This window comes from Wolbachia endosymbiont (group A) of Anomoia purmunda (genome assembly GCF_947251545.1).
GTDB lineage: Bacteria > Pseudomonadota > Alphaproteobacteria > Rickettsiales > Anaplasmataceae > Wolbachia.
Window position 1 is genome coordinate 278,657 of record NZ_OX366362.1, and the last position, 17,797, is coordinate 296,453.

Consider the following 17,797-nt stretch of genomic DNA (forward strand, 5'->3'; position numbering starts at 1 on the left):
AAAATTAATTTTTAAAATTCTTCTTGATAAATTCTACTCCTAATTTTATTCCCTCTTCATTAATAATATGCCCTAATCCATGAATTGGGTGTCCTTCAACATTTATTCCATTTTCTTTCAGAGCTTTAACCGCTAAGTCGAGGGACGAAAAAGGTACCACGTCGTCAGCATCACCATGGATAACACATATGTTAGGTTTTGACTTGATCTCTGGTGCAGTTTTTGAAGGTGAAAGAAACCTACCAGAGTATGCAACAACTGATGCACAGGATTGAGAGCGGGTGAGAGCTGTATGTATTGCAAGCATTGCTCCTTGAGAAAATCCAACTAAAGAAAGTTGCGTATCTTTTAAATTAAGCTCCTTTAATTTTGTATCAATGAAATGATTTACAATTGATGTAGCATTTTTTACTCCATTATATAGCGCTTCCTCACTACGATCTTCCAAACTGAACCACTGATAACCATCACCTATTTCTCTCTCAAACGGAGCATTGGGTACTGCAAAATATGAACCCAGTAAAAACTTGCTCATAACTTTGGCAAGGTGAATAAAATTATCGCCACTTGAGCCCCAACCATGTAAAAAAATAATCAAATTTTTCTTATTTCCGCCTGCACAAATTTCTGGGCCTTTAAGTTCAATCATTTCTTTTCCTTTTACGTTTATATTTTTATTTAACACTAATTTTCAAATTTGTAAAAACCCATGTGCAATTATGTACACTAGCTCATAACTGTATGAACATTGCAATTTGCAGGCAATTCGCGTGGCAGATGAAAGTAGCTGACACTAGAATCCAGCTTTTGATCGAAAATGTTGCATAGTGCACAATCAATTTTTCTAGATCCCAGTGTCAAGCACTGGGATGACATCATAGGGGCGCTGGGATGACACCCTCCTGCTAGACAATGTTCGTACAGCTATGGAATGAATCGCAGTATTGCTGTCATTCCAGTGCTTGACACTAAAATCCAGAAGACTTAATTTCAACCAAGTGACTGCATAATAAAGGCTAGATCCCAGTGTCTGGGGACTGGGATGACAAAAAAAGGAGCACTGGGATGACACCTCTGGGCACTGCCGTCATAAAGGAACCAGTGTCAGCTACTTGCATGACATCAGTTCGACTTACCGTCCAACTAGAAAGTTGTATATAGAATGACAGAAATCCAGATGTTATTTACTTACTTTCGATCTTTTCTATCAATTTTTTAACTAAGCCTCTTAGCTTTTTACTGGATTCATCAAGCTCTTGAATCTGCGAGCTGTGCTCTTTCATTAGTTCCTTATAGTTACCTCTTATGTAGTCAATCATTTCCTTCATCTGAGCAATCATCTTGTTAACATCCATACTGCCCAAATCAGGTATCATGCCAGGCATAGCCCCTTCTAACATACCGCCAGCCATAAGCTGCTGAGACATTTGCATAAATGGTTTTAAAGTCTGATTAAGCAATTCAGGATCCTTGGCTAATTTTTCTATTTGCTCTTTGCAAGTATCCATATACTGCTTCATAAATTCATCTTCTTGCCCTTTGTCTATCATAATTATAACCTACCTAAAAATACGTGTTCTCTATTATATATTATTTTAAAATTAAAAACAATACAAAATACCTGTCACAACTGCATTAATACTTTTTAAATAATAAAAAATGCTCCTTTGCTTATAAAGGGTCACATACCTTCTTTAACCATTCCTTATCTTTGACGCTACTTTCTAAGTTTTTATAGACAAATTGATGGTAGCCATTTATCCATTCAATTTCATCCTTAGTAAGCATTTGCACATTTATTAGTCTTCTATCATATGGAATAGAGGTCAGTTGTTTAAAGTTTAAGAAGCCATTCTCTTGCCTGTCAACATATATCAGATTTTCAATTCTTATTCCATACTCTCCCGGAATGTAATAGCCAGGTTCGTTGGAAAGTATCATGCCTGGCGTGAGTTTCACTTTATTTCCCTTTGATATTGCTTGTGGTCCTTCGTGTACTGATAGGTAACTTCCTACTCCATGCCCTGTACCATGCATATAGTCCATTCCAAATTTCCATAAATGCGTACGTGCCAATATATCCAATTCTCCACCAGTAGTGCCAGGAGGAAAGATGACACTTGCTATAGCAATGTGAGCTTTCAACACTATTGTATAGTGGGTTATTTGCTCATTGGTCGGATTACCAACTACTACAGTTCTTGTCACATCAGTTGTGCCACTAAGGTATTGGCCACCAGAGTCAATCAAATATAGTCCATTTTTCTGAATTACCTTATTCGTCTTACTGCTTGCACGATAGTGAATTATTGCACCATTTTCATTAAATGCGGAAATTGTTGGAAAGCTCAATTGTTTAAACAAATTCTGCTCTTTTCTGTATTCTAAAATCTTTTCTTCAGCTTCAAGCTCTGTACCAACATTACTTTCAAGCCAATATAGAAAATTTGTAACTGCTGCTCCATCTTTAATGTGTGCATTTACAGCCCCAGCTATTTCATTTTGGTTTTTTACTGCTTTATGAATTAAACAAGGATCCTCTCTTTCAGCTACCTGCTTGTTTTCTACTAGACCTTTTTCATTACTTCTTGTCATCCCAGTGCTTGACACTGGGATCCATACTTTTTTATTTCTGGATTCCAGCGTCACGCACTGGAATGACACCGAAGCTGATTTTTCTCTCAAATAATGGTTATGCAAGGGATCTATTGCATTCATAATACTCATTGGAGTTGTGTTTGGATCTATAACTATTGAATTTAGCTTGTGCAGCGAATTTTCTAGCTCACTAGTATCAAAAATATTTATATGATTGCCTAAATTTGCTTCTATAGTTGAATGTTCTTTATCTTGAATAAACAAATCAACATTACCGCTTTTATACAATATAGCACGACCCAATATACATGGAGTATATTTGGCATTTTCATTTCTTAAATTTAATAACCATGAAATTGAATTTGGATCAGTCAGGAGCACTGCTTCGGCTTCTTTGTCTATGCCTCTAGCTATTTTTTCACATTTGTCCTTACTACTTTCACCAGCATATTTAATAGAATGTAAAACCACTGCTTGTTTTCGATAGTCACTTTTTTTTCCAGCTAAACAGGGTATTAATTTACAGATATTCTCATACTTTCTTATATCTTCTATGGTAAAATATTGCAAATAATAACCTAGTGAGGCAGTCGATGTTAAGTTTGCTTTTATCCATTCGCGTGGATCCTCTTCTTGTATATTATATACTTGAAAATTGCCCCGATCGAGCTGATTGTGAGCTTGTGTGATATAGCGTCCATCTGTAAAAAATGGACACTTGTTGTTTTTTGTGACAATAAGCAGCCCATTTGTTCCTGTGAAGCCACACAGCTTTGTTAGCTCCTCTGAATACTCATTTAAATATTCATCTTTAGTATGCAACATAAATGCATCAACGTTTATCTCGTGCATAAAAGAACGAAATTCTTCGATTTTTGACATGGAACACCTCATACAAAATTAGCAGCTACTTTCGTTTTCCTGTTTCTCAAATACACTAATATGCTCACTATCGCTGCAGGAGTGATGCCTTGTATTTGCTTTGCAATGCCAATCGTCGCTGGTTTTATCGTCTGCAACTTTTCTATTACTTCACTTGACAGGCCTTTAACTTGTGAATAGTTGAAATCAATTGGAATTTGAGTGTTAATTTCCTCTCGTAAAAACTTCATATCCGCTTCTTGCCTTATTAGGTAGGGTTTATATTTTGCTTCAATTTCAACCGCTTCGCATATTTCATTCTTAGTTATGCTACCCATTGCGGCGTCATTCCAGCGCGTGATGCTGTTTAATTCCGGCCATATTTCTTGTAATTTATTCCAGTCGATGTTTGGATAGCTAAGTAAATCTAATACCGTTTTTCTTATCCCATCATAAGATATTTTAATACCATAAGATCTAAGCTGCTCAGGAGTAATCGTCAGACTCCCTAACTTCTCTTCAAGCTGCTTAATGGATTCAAGTTTATTCTGTAAAACAGAGTATCTCTCATGCGAAACAAGGGAAATATCATAACCTTTTTGTGTTAATCTTCTATCCGCATTGTCTGACCTGATAGCTAGCCTATATTCTGCACGTGAGGTAAATAATCTATAAGGCTCGATCACCCCTTTAGTGACCAAATCGTCTATCATTACGCCAATATACGAATCTGTACGATGGAGAACAAAGCTTTCTTTTTTTTCAGATGCAGAGAGTGCTGCATTAATTCCGGCGATAATTCCTTGCCCTGCTGCTTCTTCATATCCAGTGGTGCCATTAATTTGGCCAGCAAAATATAGGCCTTTAATTTTCTTAGTTTCGAGAGTATGAAACAGCTCTCGTGGGTCAATATAGTCATACTCAACTGCATATCCAGGCCTTAGTATTTCTGCATTTTCAAGTCCTTTGATACTCTTTATCATTTCACGCTGCACTTCAATAGGCAATGAATTTGAAATTCCGTTTGGGTATACAGTATCATCATCCAGCCCTTCTGGCTCTAGAAATATTTGATGACTACTTTTTTCTGCAAATTTTTTAACTTTAACTTCAATTGATGGGCAGTATCTTGGTGCAACAATATCATCTAAATATGAAGAAGCTGACCTGTGCAGATTCTCTCTAATTATTTTATGCGTGTTTTCATTAGTATGGGTAATAAAGCATGATACCTGAAGTTGGTTAATTTTTTCTGTTAAGTAAGAAAACGGCACAGGTGGATTATCACCCACTTGCTCTTGCAATATTGACCAGTTTATAGTATTACGATCAAGCCTTGGTGGAGTTCCGGTACGCAATCTACCTAATTTAAAATTATATTTTTTCAACGTATTTGCAAGTTCTACGGCAGGCTTATCTCCCATTCTCCCCGAAGGAGTTACCTGCTCTCCTATATGAATCACACCTTGCAGGAAAGTTCCTGTGGTTAAAACGACTTTGCTTGTTAGTATATGTTCCCCTGAGCTTGTTATTACAGCTTTAATGCACAATTCTCCATTGTTATTACTCTCTATAAGGAAATCGTCAACCGACTCTTCTTTTACCGTCAAATTGTTATAATTTAGAATAATTTCCTGTATTGCTTGCTTGTACAATTTTCGGTCTGCCTGTGCACGTGGTCCCCATACTGCTGCACCTCTGCTGCTATTTAAAATGACTGAGTGTATGCTTGCTTGATCAATTGCTCTTCCCATTATTCCATCAAGGGCATCAACTTCCCTAACTACAACACCCTTTGCAACTCCTCCAATTGCTGGGTTGCAGGACATTTCCCCTATAGTTGAAATTTTATGAGTTATAAGCAGCGTGTTTGCACCAAGGCGAGCTGCCGCAGCAGCCGCTTCGCACCCTGCATGACCACCACCTACTACTACTACGTCATATTTATGCATGCCTTCTTGAGTAATTTTTACTTTACTAATATTCTAACTATTAGCGGTTAATGTCAAATTTTACGGTAATTAACTATTTCAATCATCAGTGGCCAATGTATAGCTAACTCACGTCATACCGTCACGGTATCTCTAGATCCCGCTAACAAGCAGCGGGATGACGGTTTTTCAAATTATCGGGTTTTAGTGGGGCGAGCGACCAGGATCGAACTGGCGACATTCAGTACCACAAACTGACGCTCTACCAACTGAGCTACGCCCGCCAAGATATAAAATTTCTAACATAAGAGCGCAAATAGTCAATTGATTATTTAACTCTCTTTTTGTAGAGGATTTTAAGTTTAGCCAATAAATATTTTCATTGATACTTTTACTATTATAGTTAATCGTATTGACACTAATGAAGTAGTGGTATGTTTAAAAGTATTTTCACATTTAGTTTTTTTACGGCTATTTCAAGGATCTCAGGGTTAATAAGAGATGTATTAATTGCTACGGTTATTGGTGCAAACTCTCTTGCAGACATATTTTTTTCTTCGTTTCGCTTTGCCAATCTATTTCGAGCATTTTTTGCAGAAGGAGCGTTCACTACCTCATTCATACCGTTATACTCGGCAGAATCATATGATAATAAAAAGGCATTTAATTTTGCAAGTAGTGTAATATCCATTACGTTTATTATCTTAGTAATTTTTTGTCTTATCATGCAAACTTTCTCCCCTTATATGATTCAAATTTTTGCTCCTGGATTTGACCAAAGTAAGTTTACCCTTACTGTTACTTTATCAAGAATTATGATGCCCTACATAATCTTTGTTTCAATTGCATCACTTATTGGTGGAATGCTGCAGGTAAAGCAGCATTTTGCTTCAACAGCTATTGCACCAATCATTTTGAATCTCTGTTTAATCATCAGTTTGTTTGTGCCTTACGTAAAAACTCCAGCGCACAACCTTTCTATAGCTGTCCTTATAGGAGGAATTTTCCAGCTACTTTTGATACTATTTAGTGCATACAAGTTAAAGGCAGCTTTTTCTTTTAGCCTTGAATTAAGCAATGAAGTAAGGTTGTTTTTTAAGCGTGTGATACCTGCAATTATCAACAATTGTGTAACTCAAATAAGCTTATGGATTGATACAATCATGGCAAGTTTTATACCAAATGCGGTGTCCTATATATATTATGCCGATAGACTAAATCAACTACCGCAGGGAATAATCGGTACTGCAATTGGTACAGTGCTTCTTCCTTTAATTTCAAAACAGGTGAACAATACTGAAAATATAGTCAAAATACAAAGCAAGGCTCTCAACATAGGATTAATGTTAATTATGCCAACAACTGCTGCCTTTATCATTATTCCCGACATAATTTTACTTACGCTTTTTTCTTACGGCCGGTTTGATCATTATGCAGTGCAGCAAACTGCTCCCACGTTAATAGCATTTTCTCTTTCTTTACCTGCATTTATTATAAATAAAGTATTGCTACCCACATTTTTTGCTAAAGGCAATCTGAAAATACCAACTATGTTTTCACTAATGTGCCTTGGAATTAATGTAGTGCTAAACCTCATGTTAATGAACAAATATCAGCACACGGGGATTGCTATCGCTACTTCCGTTTCCACTTGGATAAACTCCATTCTATTAATTAGTTATTTAACAATAAATAAGATGTATAAGGTTAGCCAAGCGTTATTGTTAAATATCATGAAAATTTTTGTAGCAACGGCAGTCATGTCAATAGCCCTTTATATTTTTAATTCTTTGTTGGCAGGATTATTTTTTGATAAAATGTTAGCTCGTATTGTTTATTTAGCGACGTTAATAGCTTTGAGTGTTATTGTTTATTTTGGTATTCTTTACCTAACTTTTAGAGGAAATTTGAAAACATGTATAAATGTAATCTGAAGGTACAACAAATGGTGTCATCCCAGTGCTTGACACTGGGATCCAGATATAAAAGTATTTACAAATTGTGCAATAGACAACAGATTCTAGGAGCATACGCTGAAATAATGTCCATGATGAAAATAATATGGATCCCAGTGTCAAGCACTGGGATGACAGGAGTGGGTGCACAACTGTACGAACGTTGTAGTTTGGGAGCAATTCCCACCAGTGGGGTGTCATCCCAGTGCCCAGACACTGGGATCCAGCTTCTATGCAACTTAATTAAAAACGTTTGTTTTAGCGTAAGACAACTACCTTTAGCTCATCAGCTCAGTTATAAGCAAAATTTCTGGATTCCAGTGTCAAGCACTGGAATGACACCATTTGCTGTGCAATTTACCTTCAAAAATGAATGTTCGTACAGCTATGAGTGGGTGCTGGGATGACAAAGATATACACTGAGATGACAAAGGTAGGAAATAGAGTAACTCTATTGCAATTAAGAGGCATATTATGAAGCTCTCAATATACGCCATATTATCAATCTCGCTGCTATTAATTCTTATGCACGTTACTGCAACTTTTAAGGATTGGAGTGGCTACAAGGGATATATTATAAAAGAGCTGGAGAGGACGTATGATGCTAAAGTGCATATTGGAGGAAAAATTAAAGTTTCATTGATTACCCCAAAGCTCACTATTTATAATGTATACGTACAATACAACGAAAATAAAGAGCAAAAATTGTCAGATTTAATTAGTGTAAGAAAAATTGAGGTAAAACCGTCACTCCTATCGTTGTTTTTATTTTCATTGCAACCAAAATCAATCACATTGTTTGGCATGAAAAGCAATAAAGAAAATTTAATTAATATTATAAATACAAAAGCCAGTGGTAACACAGTTGATATAGTAATAAAAGACAGCCAAGTAAGTTTTAAGAGTGATTTCGCTGATATTGTTAACATAAAGGAGGTTGCTGTAAAAAAAAATAGGCAATTCTCTGGTAAAGTAAAGGTAGGTAATAATAATTACGATTTTTCAGGAAAGGTTAATATCACAAAAAGAAATGTACACATTAGTGTTGAATCAAATTTTGTAAATTTGCTATTTACAGGTAATAGAAATCAAGAAGAACTCCAGGGTAATTTAACACTAACGATTAATAACAGTTTCGGTTCTGTGAGTGATTTAGCAAAAATCATTAATCTTAGCTTTCTCTCTTGTGTTATTCCTAGCGAAAATATCAAGATATCATCCAATATAAGTCTTAATGAAAGTGAGTTTACGGCAACTGACTTAAAAATTGATTCCAAAAGCATGCAAGCCAGTGGTACAATACAAAACGATAGAAAAAGCGATCACACTAATCTCAATATTAGCTTCAGTAAAGTTGATTTAGATTCCATACAAAATGATTCACAAAGAACAACGAATATGAAAGACCTTCTGGAATGTTTTAGAGAAGTTGTGCCAAAGAACTTGAGCTTAAATTTTAATATGGAAGCTTCTAACATTCAATATCAAAACAAAATATTGGATAATTTCCGTGCTGTACTAAAATCCACTGATGGCAAAGTAAAAGTTAATACGCTTCTTAAATTTCCTGGAATCAATAATATATCTTACTTATCAGGAGAGATCTCAAACAATAATGTCCTATCTGAATTCAACGGTGATTTATTAGTCGAAGGAAATGATTTTGAGTCATTCATTTCATGTTTTTTCCCTTCTATAAAGATGAAAGAAAACCAGCAAAATCAATTTACACTAAGTTCTAAATTGTACCTTGCACCAAGAATATTATCTATCTCAGACATTAGACTGCTAAATAATAAGGAATCCTTGCAAGGGTCAATTAGAGTAAGCCACACAAAAAAACACAATGCGATCAATGGTGAATTTAGCATGCATAATTTTGATGCAGATAAATATGATCATTCATTATTTAGCAGTTTACCTAAAATGCAATGGCTGAAAATTTTTCAGTATGATGCAAACATAAAGGCCAGTGTTAATAACCTTACATTGAATGATACGAAAATTAAAAATTTGGATTTTTTGCTAAAAATGGAAAAAGGTAAGCTAGTTGCAGATAAAATAAAACTATCTGGAGAAGATTTCGATATTACCGGTAATGCAAAAATATTAGCAGATCAAAAATACGCCAAACCTTTATTAGATGTTAACCTTACGGGCAGTAAATTTAATGGAAAAATTATTACATTACCAAATTTAGTAGAGAAGAAAAGAAATTCAAGAAATGAGATAGATCAAATTCAATGGTCAACAAAGCAGCTTGATTTTTTGGATGATAAAGAAGGCTTTGATGCAAATGTGCAAATCAATACTGCAGAATTTAAAACCGAGCAGAATGTTTTGAAAGATTTTAATTTGGATGCGGTAATGAGAAACAACACTATCACTATCAGGCAGGCAAGTTACGTATTAGAACGCGGGCAAGTGTTTTTTCAGGGTTATTTAAGATCAGACTCAATGAATACAAGGTTTTCTATTGTAAATTTGGACACTAAAAAGATTGGTAAGGTTATAGGAATTGACAATGTAAATGGTCAGGTAAGCTTAAATGGTGAAATCAAAACTCAAGGAAAAAGTTTTCATGATTGGGCTAGTAACTTATCAGGAGATGTAAACTTACAAGCGCAAGGAATAGAAGTTACTAATGTAGATTTCAATTCATTTATCACTAATTTGTTAAGCAGTAAGAATAAGTCTAAAATTTCCACATTTGCTTATGTTGATATATATAATGGCAGTACATTTTTTGAAAATATTAGCGGAAAAGCAAGTATTAAGAGTGGTATATGTTCAACTAGTTTACAATTCGGGATTGATCAAGCATCAGGATCAATCTCTTCTAATTTAACCTTATCTAACTTCACTTTAAATTCTATATTCAGGTTCTTTTTCATACCACCAAATTATAGTAATCCAATCTATATCGATATGCATTTGGATGGCCCTATTTGGCGTCCTAAGATGAGTTTTGATGTAGACCAAATCTTCATCGCTCTGGTTGGCAAGAAAAATAGTTAATTTACTTAGGTGTACGGTTTAGGAGACAATAGGCTTTTTGCATTACCTCCTGTCATCCAAGTAGCGTGACATACAACTGTACGAACATTGCAATATGGACATAGTAAACGATGTCATGAAAGTAGCTGACACTGGTTTCCATCCAAGAGCCAGTGCTTCTTTCTTGTCATCCCAGTGCTTGACACTGGGATCTAGGAATTTTGATTGAGCACTAAGTTGGTAAGCATAAAAGTGTTATACAACGTTCTTGATGAGATTACGGCAAGGCTGGATCCCAGTGTCAAGCACTGGGATGACACCATTTGTTGTAAACTCACTTTTACTCTATGGTTATACTACCTTGCCGCTATCCTGAACAGATACAAATTATTGCTTGCAAATAGGTGCAATTTTTACATTGTGAAATTAAGGAATGAGATTCCAGCGTTACACGCTGCCAAAGAGTGGGCTACCGGTTTTTCATATAAACAATGGTTATACAAGAAGTCTATTATTATACTTACATTGTATATAAAAATTTTAATCCAGCTTATCCCCACCCGGCAGCGGTGGCAATCCAAATGCTTCTCTTTTTTCATTGAGCGTCATGAAGCTTGCGTTTTCTACGTATTTCCACAACTTTTGCCTCTTTTCCATAAGAATTTCTATTGCGTCTTTGTCGTATGACAAGCACAGATCTTCACCAAATCTTGGTGTCAGCCAAGAATTCAGGTGACAGATAATATTTTCTAGCGTTGGTAAAACCATACGCGTCAAGTTAAGGAAAAGTGTAAGTAAAATTGATAGAGTGAAGGAAAAGAATAAGGTATAAGTTCTTCTTGGATATGTGAATGAGAGAACTTACAATGGACAGAATAGCTTGCTTATCAAAAGACCTCAATGAATTCTTTAATGAAAAAGCAGACGAAATATCAATTGCAGTAGGTTTTATAAAAAGAAAGAGAAAACTTAATGGCTCATCATTCATAAAAGCTATGGTTTTTGGTAACATAGGAGTTGGTGATTGCAGCATAGAAACAATGTGCCAATTGCTAAATGAAGACTCGATAGAAATTACAAAACAGGGTTTGGATTATATTAGCCTGCCCAGTAGCATGGAAGATATGTACAAAGGATATGGGAGTAGCTATAGAGATTGTGAGAGTAATACCAAATCAGGAATAAAGCTGCAGTTAGTCTTTGATTACCTGAACCAAGCGCTAGATAAGTTAAATTTAATAGAAGGAATAAGGTCGGATCAAGGTTATAGGGATTATCTGAACGGTTTATCAGCCAATGATTTGCTAATATTTGATTTGGGCTACTTTGTGCCTAGTTCTTTTAAACAGATTGATGAAGCAGGTGCATATTTTGTTAGTCGTTATAAGTCTGATACCAATATATATGATATAGAAACAAATCAAAAAATAGAGTTGTTGGAATGTTTAGAAGGTCAATCCCTTCTAGAGATGGAAGTGCTATTAGGAAAAGAAGTAAAAATTAAAGTGAGAATTATATGTCAAAAATTAACTGAAGAACAGTCTATAATTAGAAGAAGGGCTAATAAGTTAGCAAAATCACATGGATATACATCTTCTCAAAAGAATCAAAAATTGCTGGATTGGTCGATATTCATAACTAACGTTCCAGAGAGTAAAATCAGCGCTGAACAAGTATTAACAGTTTACAGGGTAAGATGGCAGATTGAATTATTATTTAAATTGTATAAGAGTCACATCAGGCTTGACGAACTTAAAGGAAAACCATACAGAGTATTATGTGAACTATACGCTAAATTGTGCGCAATTCTTATATTTCATGGAATAGTTGGTTGTATAAAACTGAAAGAGAATACAGAGCTGAGTTTAACAAAGGCATTCATTGAATTAAAAAGAAGGATTAGGGAGTTGTTTTTAGCGTTAAGCAGTAAAATTAATAATTTGAGAATTTTCCTGAAAAAACTTACCACAGACTGGTCACAATTTTCTGTGAAAGATAGATATAGAAAAACTAGAGTATCCACCTTAAGTTCATTGAATTTTCTTACCCTTGCTTCTTAACTTGACGCGTATGGATTTTTTGATCTCATATATGTAGCGTTTTGCTTTAAACACAAATATTCCAGAGTTCCAATAATGATCGTTGCTTAACTTATGCTCGGGTTTTTCTGTAAAATCTTTCACTATATGATATTTTTCTTTCTGATCATAAACTGCATTTATATAACCGTATTCAGAATTGAATTCATGAGGCTTAACCCCAAAAGTGACTATAGAGTTAGTTTCAGAGGCTAACTTAGATGCTTTTTGAGTAGAAGCATAAAAACTATTCAAATCACCTATGAAATGATCTGAAGGCAGAATTAACATTGTCTCGTTTTCATTGCAGAGAAGTGCAGCAATTAATATTGCCGCTGCTGTTCCAATTTTCACTGGTTCGAAAATCACTTTATATTCTTGCAGCACATGTAATTCCTCCATCACTAATGACTCGTACTGTATATTTGTAGCAATTATGGGCGGCATATAATCGCTTTTTAGCCTCAACAAAGTGTTGTGAAACATAGTGTTCTGACTAAATATTTTCTGAAATTGCTTTGGCTTAGATAAAGGCCAAAGTCTACTACCACTACCACCACACAATATTACAGGGCGCATTTAGTTAAGAAAATTGATTAAATAATTAATATCTTATACTGAGGGCAAAATGCATGCAAGTTTTTGTTGTGGAATAGTTAATAAAGAAAGTAAATGTTAATTAAAGTAATAGCTAATTAGCGAGGCATAGCTGTACGAGCATTGTGATTTGAGCTTACCAGGAGGGTGTCATCCCAGTGCCTAGACACTGGGATCCAGCAAAATCGATCATAAACAAGCGCACTATACAGCATTTTCAATGAAACTACCAAAAACTGGATGCCAGTGTCAAGCACTGGCATGACACTGCTTGTTATGAAAATTACCTACAAATCACAACGTTCGTACAGTTGTAATTAGTAAGGAGGTAATTGAATTTTTTCGTCTTGCAATGAATTCCGTCTGCTTATTACTTTATCAGCATGACCTCTTTTACCACTTAATATTTCATTACTCTTATTTTGTTCTTCCTCAGGACTCTTTAGTATTTCATTACTCTTGCTAACTTCTTTATCATTCCCTTGTTTCTTTGGCCTTCTAGCGTTAAGCTCATCCCATGTGCCCACTATACTAAGTGGCTTATGATCCTTTTGCTCCGGCTTTAGCCTTTCTCCACCTTTAATAACATTAAAGTCACTTTTCGCTTCTTCCCAACATCCTTTCAATTGATGTTTCCACATAGTGAAGTAAGCATCACCATATTTTTTCTCATTTGCTACAAACAATAAAATTGGAGCCTTAAGTATGGTAGCTCCCATATCCACTAAATTTTTTACTGCCATTGCAGGAGTAAATAAAAGATAACCAAAAGACTTTGCAATTGGGTTTTGTTTGCCTATTAAATACTCCCCTAACTTTATAGGAAGAGAAGTCAACAATTTAGTACAAACTTTAGCCAAGCTTGTAGCAAAAACGATAGGAACAGATATAAGACTTTTATCTAGCTCTAGATTACCATTCTGATCTCTAATTTCTGAAAAATGGGTGCTTAGCTTTTTGTCATCACTAGTGTATAATAATTCTCCATTTCTTCCTTTTTCATCAACAACTTCCTGAACTTTACCTTCTTTACTTTTTACCTCTTTAGTTAGCACAGAAGAGTTAGTTAATTCAAACGGATATTGAGAATTTTCAGTTTTTTTAGCTTCAAAAATTGGAATATGTTTCTCAAGATCGATTTTTGAAAACCTAAATGGTTTATAATAGCCATCATAGTGCTTAACATCCTTATTTTTTTCTGAATTAACTAAAAAGTCAATGGTAAAATAAAACCTATCGTCCTTTTCCTTGACAAGAGTTAATTCAAAACTTGGCTGCTTTCCATCTTTGTCTTTTTCACCATATAAAAGTTTATATATAGTCTTATCTTCGCTATTCTTAGTTTCTATAATTTTCCCAGATTTTACAACTTCATCATAATTTTTTGGATACTGGCATTTCTTTCCATCATACATCATTACCTTTCTAAGGTCTTTGACATAAACTTGAGATTCAGGTGAAGTAAGCAGACCTTTTGCTTTAAGTGTAAGATCTATTGCTCCCTTTTTTAATGCTTCAAACATATTGTCAAACCAAAATCGCTATAATGCTATAGTTCAATAATAAAACTAGTACACTAATAATATATTAACACAGCACCGGTGATTTTACAAGAAAATATGCCTGTAGAAGATAAAGATTGTAAAAGCGAGGGTTATATAAGTAATGCTTGATAAGTACTTTATACATGTAATTGTAAAAATCCTTAGAGATACGCTGTGTATATAATCTTCACACACTACCTGCATTCCAAGAACTGCGTGCCAAAAAATGCAAAACAACAATACAACAAAAAATAAAAGCTCTAGAGGGTGATTAATAAATTTTTCACTAAAAGACAAAGAGCTATCAGTATAAAATGCGCAAGAAAATGAATAGATAAACCAAGGAAACAGGAACAGTAAGATTACAGCAGAAACACGCTGAACCCACCAATGATGTACTGAATTTCCAGATTGACTCATATAAACATAAATAAAAAAGCCATAGTAGAAAGGAGTAGCGTTACTGTCAGCAGTATAGCACTCCTTGAAACACCAGTAATTTCTAAATTAAGCCCAACATCCCACAATAAATGACGAATACCATTAAGAAAATGATATACAAAACTTATAAAACATAAGACATAAGCTAATTTAGCAACAGGAGTGAATAATAATGCATTTAAGTACCTTACTATAAGTAACTCAGGAAAGTAAACATGTAATATGAAATACCAAGAAAGTATCATTAATAAAAGGAATAGCAAGATACCAGTCAATCTGTGCATAATAGAGAAAAAACTAGTAACTTGTACTTTATATATTTGTAAATGTGGAGAAAGAGGTCTATCACTCATAAAATTCCGTTATCGGGAAATTAAAATAAAGTAGAAGTAAAGACAGCAGTATAGCACATAACAACACCACCATTAAAAATGGTAAGTTATGTGCAAAGCCTAAGGAGGTAATCCAGCTGCAGATTCCCCTACTGCTACCTTGTTACGACTTCACCCCAGTCACCGATCCCACTTTAAATAACTCCCTCCTTGCGGTTAGGTCGTTAGCTTCGAGTGAAACCAATTCCCATGGCGTGACGGGCAGTGTGTACAAGACCCGAGAACGTATTCACCGTGGCGTGCTGATCCACGATTACTAGCGATTCCAACTTCATGCACTCGAGTTGCAGAGTACAATCCGAACTGAGATGGCTTTTAAGGAATTGGCTTAGCCTCGCGACTTTGCAGCCCATTGTAGCCACCATTGTAGCACGTGTGTAGCCCACTCCATAAGGGCCATGATGACTTGACATCATCCCCACCTTCCTCCAGTTTATCACTGGCAGTTTCCTTTGAGTTCCCGGCCGGACCGCTGGCAACAAAGGATGAGGGTTGCGCTCGTTGCGGGACTTAACCCAACATCTCACGACACGAGCTGACGACAGCCATGCAACACCTGTGTGAAACCCGGCCGAACCGACCCTATCCCTTCGAATAGGTATAATTTCCATGTCAAGGAGTGGTAAGGTTTTTCGCGTTGCATCGAATTAAACCACATGCTCCACCGCTTGTGCGGGTCCCCGTCAATTCCTTTGAGTTTTAATCTTGCGACCGTAGTCCCCAGGCGGAATGTTTAACGCGTTAGCTGTAATACAGAAAGTAAAACTTCCCATATTTAACATTCATCGTTTACAGTGTGGACTACCAGGGTATCTAATCCTGTTTGCTCCCCACACCTTCGCGCCTCAGCGTCAGATTTGAACCAGATAGACGCCTTCGCCACTGGTGTTCCTCCTAATATTTACGAATTTCACCTCTACACTAGGAATTCCTCTATCCTCTTTCAATCTCTAGATTAGCAGTTTTAAAAGCAATTCCAAGGTTGAGCCTTGGGATTTCACTTTTAACTTACTAATCCGCCTACGCGCCCTTTACGCCCAATAATTCCGAATAACGCTAGCCCTCTCCGTATTACCGCGGCTGCTGGCACGGAGTTAGCCAGGACTTCTTCTGTGAGTACCGTCATTATCTTCCTCACTAAAAGAGCTTTACAACCCAAAGGCCTTCTTCACTCATGCGGCATGGCTGGATCAGGCTTTCGCCCATTGTCCAATATTCCCCACTGCTGCCTCCCGTAGGAGTCTGGACCGTATCTCAGTTCCAGTGTGGCTGATCATCCTCTCAGATCAGCTATAGATCATTGCCTTGGTAGGCTATTACTCCACCAACTAGCTAATCTAATATAGGCTCATCTAATAGCAATAAATTTTTCCCCCGTAGGGCGTATACGGTATTAGTTGCCGTTTCCAACAATTATTCCGTACTACTAGGTAGATTCCTATACATTACTCACCCGTCTGCCACTAAGTTATAGCATAGCAAGCTACAATATAACTCCGTTCGACTTGCATGTGTTAGGCCTGCCGCCAGCGTTCATTCTGAGCCAGGATCAAACTCTCAAATTTAGACTTCAACCTATAAAAGGTTGAGGGTACATCGGATAAATCCGACAAAAAATAATTTAGCTTAATACTGCTGTCTTTATTTCTACTTTAGAAATATTTTAATCTCCAACTATTCAAACAACTTTAAGAATATTATTATGTGATATAATCACTATGTCAATATGTTTTTGCAAATCAAAAGCATTAATGTATAAATATATAACTATTTGGAATATTACCATGAAAAAATACATCTTTCTGCTTGCACTCGCGCCAATGTTAGTTGGCATTACACTATACTTATTGCGCAACATTGATAACACAAAACAATCTATAACTGCAGGTGACAAATTTTACGAAGTATTATTCTTAAAAAAAGATAATAAGCCGCTGCTAGAAGAAATAGGTTCAAATTGGGAGTATTTAGCAAATTTTGAACACGCATTCAATCGTATCTCAGATTCAATGCCAACAGACACAGCATCTATTTATAATGATTTGGCAGATGATAAAGATGCTCCTAATGTTTTGCGTGAGTTAGCACAATATTTAGAAGTAATGAGCTTACTTCACTCCAACGGTGAAAAAATAAATAAAGATAAAATTGATAATTTAGAATCAAGTGCAGTGTATCCTTATTCAAGCCAAGAAGCTATCGCTGTAGTAAAGATACATAATAACGACATTAAAGGTGCAACTGAAATATTGCGTTCCCTATTAAATGACAGAAAATGCCCTATCCTAATCAAAGCTAATGCACAAGAATTACTCAGGATATATGGGAGTTAACTCATTAGACTTTTTGCATAGCTTTTGGCAGCGCATCGGATGAAACAAAAAAACTTACTTGACACCCTTC

General features: G+C 35.7%; 16 protein-coding genes, 1 tRNA gene, 1 rRNA gene and 2 pseudogenes. 5 read left to right on the forward strand and 15 right to left on the reverse strand.

All coding sequences use genetic code 11. From position 1 onward, the window contains the following. Positions 1-4: 4 nt before the first annotated feature. From OPR57_RS01380 to OPR57_RS01410, 7 genes are all read right to left on the reverse strand, one after another. On the reverse strand, positions 5-649 hold the full coding sequence (locus OPR57_RS01380) for an alpha/beta hydrolase (RefSeq protein ID WP_265036897.1): 645 nt from the start codon (positions 647-649) through the stop codon (positions 5-7). 77 nt (positions 650-726) lie between these two features. Continuing rightward, entirely contained in the window at positions 727-879 is a 153-nt protein-coding gene (locus OPR57_RS01385) for a hypothetical protein (RefSeq protein ID WP_265036899.1), read from the reverse strand. Then, entirely contained in the window at positions 845-994 is a 150-nt protein-coding gene (locus OPR57_RS01390) for a hypothetical protein (RefSeq protein ID WP_265036901.1), read from the reverse strand. Before OPR57_RS01390 ends, OPR57_RS01385 begins: the two co-directional genes overlap by 35 nt. Positions 995-1,184: 190 nt before the next feature. Further along, positions 1,185-1,550 (reverse strand): hypothetical protein, encoded by a 366-nt coding sequence (locus tag OPR57_RS01395; RefSeq protein ID WP_064125381.1) that lies wholly within the window; start codon positions 1,548-1,550, stop codon positions 1,185-1,187. 121 nt (positions 1,551-1,671) lie between these two features. Beyond that, the gene (locus OPR57_RS01400) at positions 1,672-3,480 is read right to left on the reverse strand and encodes an aminopeptidase P family protein (RefSeq protein ID WP_265036903.1); all 1,809 of its coding nucleotides are present in this window, start codon (positions 3,478-3,480) and stop codon (positions 1,672-1,674) included. An 8-nt stretch (positions 3,481-3,488) separates the two neighbouring features. Beyond that, positions 3,489-5,411: a tRNA uridine-5-carboxymethylaminomethyl(34) synthesis enzyme MnmG gene (mnmG, locus tag OPR57_RS01405; RefSeq protein ID WP_265036905.1), complete on the reverse strand. Its 1,923-nt coding sequence runs from the start codon at positions 5,409-5,411 to the stop codon at positions 3,489-3,491. Between the two features lie 187 nt (positions 5,412-5,598). Then, positions 5,599-5,674, reverse strand: a tRNA-His gene (locus OPR57_RS01410). A gap of 150 nt (positions 5,675-5,824) precedes the next feature. On the opposite strand from OPR57_RS01410, the gene murJ reads away from it, so the two are divergent. The 3 genes from murJ to OPR57_RS01425 all read left to right on the forward strand — a co-directional run bounded on the left by murJ (position 5,825) and on the right by OPR57_RS01425 (position 10,363). Further along, positions 5,825-7,324, forward strand: coding sequence for a murein biosynthesis integral membrane protein MurJ (murJ, locus tag OPR57_RS01415; protein WP_265036907.1), 1,500 nt, complete (start codon positions 5,825-5,827; stop codon positions 7,322-7,324). Continuing rightward, the gene (locus OPR57_RS01420; RefSeq protein WP_265036908.1) at positions 7,306-7,752 is read left to right on the forward strand and encodes a hypothetical protein; all 447 of its coding nucleotides are present in this window, start codon (positions 7,306-7,308) and stop codon (positions 7,750-7,752) included. The genes murJ and OPR57_RS01420 overlap by 19 nt, the downstream gene beginning before the upstream one ends. Positions 7,753-7,819: 67 nt before the next feature. Continuing rightward, positions 7,820-10,363 carry an AsmA-like C-terminal region-containing protein gene (locus OPR57_RS01425; RefSeq protein WP_265036909.1) on the forward strand — a complete coding sequence of 848 codons (2,544 nt, stop codon included), beginning with the start codon at positions 7,820-7,822 and terminating at the stop codon, positions 10,361-10,363. A 191-nt stretch (positions 10,364-10,554) separates the two neighbouring features. Here the strand turns inward: OPR57_RS01425 and OPR57_RS01430 are convergent, their stop codons facing one another. Continuing rightward, entirely contained in the window at positions 10,555-10,680 is a 126-nt protein-coding gene (locus OPR57_RS01430; protein ID WP_265036910.1) for a hypothetical protein, read from the reverse strand. 202 nt (positions 10,681-10,882) lie between these two features. Beyond that, a pseudogene (locus OPR57_RS01435) lies at positions 10,883-11,107 on the reverse strand (phage portal protein); the annotation flags it as partial. 101 nt (positions 11,108-11,208) lie between these two features. Between OPR57_RS01435 and OPR57_RS01440 the strand changes: the two are divergent. Beyond that, positions 11,209-12,402, forward strand: a complete 1,194-nt coding sequence (locus OPR57_RS01440; RefSeq protein ID WP_265037484.1) for an IS4 family transposase — start codon at positions 11,209-11,211, stop codon at positions 12,400-12,402. Between the two features lie 12 nt (positions 12,403-12,414). Here the strand turns inward: OPR57_RS01440 and OPR57_RS01445 are convergent. The 6 genes and pseudogenes from OPR57_RS01445 to OPR57_RS01475 all read right to left on the reverse strand — a co-directional run. Continuing rightward, positions 12,415-12,999 (reverse strand): annotated as a pseudogene (locus OPR57_RS01445) (sugar phosphate nucleotidyltransferase); the annotation flags it as partial. A gap of 116 nt (positions 13,000-13,115) precedes the next feature. Continuing rightward, the gene (locus OPR57_RS07990; RefSeq protein ID WP_410541085.1) at positions 13,116-13,280 is read right to left on the reverse strand and encodes a WPE palindromic element domain-containing protein; all 165 of its coding nucleotides are present in this window, start codon (positions 13,278-13,280) and stop codon (positions 13,116-13,118) included. Between the two features lie 54 nt (positions 13,281-13,334). Continuing rightward, positions 13,335-14,540 carry a hypothetical protein gene (locus OPR57_RS01460; RefSeq protein WP_265036912.1) on the reverse strand — a complete coding sequence of 402 codons (1,206 nt, stop codon included), beginning with the start codon at positions 14,538-14,540 and terminating at the stop codon, positions 13,335-13,337. An 84-nt stretch (positions 14,541-14,624) separates the two neighbouring features. Beyond that, positions 14,625-14,981 (reverse strand): succinate dehydrogenase, hydrophobic membrane anchor protein, encoded by a 357-nt coding sequence (sdhD, locus tag OPR57_RS01465; protein ID WP_265036913.1) that lies wholly within the window; start codon positions 14,979-14,981, stop codon positions 14,625-14,627. Continuing rightward, on the reverse strand, positions 14,978-15,355 hold the full coding sequence (sdhC, locus tag OPR57_RS01470; protein ID WP_010963112.1) for a succinate dehydrogenase, cytochrome b556 subunit: 378 nt from the start codon (positions 15,353-15,355) through the stop codon (positions 14,978-14,980). Before sdhC ends, sdhD begins: the two co-directional genes overlap by 4 nt. Before the next feature lie 100 nt (positions 15,356-15,455). After that, positions 15,456-16,959 (reverse strand): 16S ribosomal RNA (locus tag OPR57_RS01475). A 153-nt stretch (positions 16,960-17,112) separates the two neighbouring features. Between OPR57_RS01475 and OPR57_RS01480 the strand changes: the two genes are divergently transcribed. Continuing rightward, a complete protein-coding gene (locus tag OPR57_RS01480; protein WP_265036914.1) occupies positions 17,113-17,727 on the forward strand; it encodes a hypothetical protein in 615 nt (204 codons plus the stop codon). The last annotated feature ends 70 nt before the right edge of the window (positions 17,728-17,797 follow it).

Excerpts from the sequence above, each read along its gene's own strand:
- sdhC (WP_010963112.1), bottom strand. The coding sequence starts at position 15,355 with ATGAGTGATAGACCTCTTTCTCCACATTTACAAATATATAAAGTACAA.
- OPR57_RS07990 (WP_410541085.1), bottom strand. The coding sequence starts at position 13,280 with ATGCCAGTGCTTGACACTGGCATCCAGTTTTTGGTAGTTTCATTGAAA.
- OPR57_RS01385 (WP_265036899.1), bottom strand. The coding sequence starts at position 879 with ATGATGTCATCCCAGTGCTTGACACTGGGATCTAGAAAAATTGATTGT.
- sdhD (WP_265036913.1), bottom strand. The coding sequence starts at position 14,981 with ATGAGTCAATCTGGAAATTCAGTACATCATTGGTGGGTTCAGCGTGTT.
- OPR57_RS01395 (WP_064125381.1), bottom strand. The coding sequence starts at position 1,550 with ATGATAGACAAAGGGCAAGAAGATGAATTTATGAAGCAGTATATGGAT.
- mnmG (WP_265036905.1), bottom strand. The coding sequence starts at position 5,411 with ATGCATAAATATGACGTAGTAGTAGTAGGTGGTGGTCATGCAGGGTGC.
- OPR57_RS01440 (WP_265037484.1), top strand. The coding sequence starts at position 11,209 with ATGGACAGAATAGCTTGCTTATCAAAAGACCTCAATGAATTCTTTAAT.
- OPR57_RS01460 (WP_265036912.1), bottom strand. The coding sequence starts at position 14,540 with ATGTTTGAAGCATTAAAAAAGGGAGCAATAGATCTTACACTTAAAGCA.
- OPR57_RS01480 (WP_265036914.1), top strand. The coding sequence starts at position 17,113 with ATGTCAATATGTTTTTGCAAATCAAAAGCATTAATGTATAAATATATA.
- OPR57_RS01380 (WP_265036897.1), bottom strand. The coding sequence starts at position 649 with ATGATTGAACTTAAAGGCCCAGAAATTTGTGCAGGCGGAAATAAGAAA.
- OPR57_RS01420 (WP_265036908.1), top strand. The coding sequence starts at position 7,306 with ATGTATAAATGTAATCTGAAGGTACAACAAATGGTGTCATCCCAGTGC.
- OPR57_RS01425 (WP_265036909.1), top strand. The coding sequence starts at position 7,820 with ATGAAGCTCTCAATATACGCCATATTATCAATCTCGCTGCTATTAATT.
- murJ (WP_265036907.1), top strand. The coding sequence starts at position 5,825 with ATGTTTAAAAGTATTTTCACATTTAGTTTTTTTACGGCTATTTCAAGG.
- OPR57_RS01400 (WP_265036903.1), bottom strand. The coding sequence starts at position 3,480 with ATGTCAAAAATCGAAGAATTTCGTTCTTTTATGCACGAGATAAACGTT.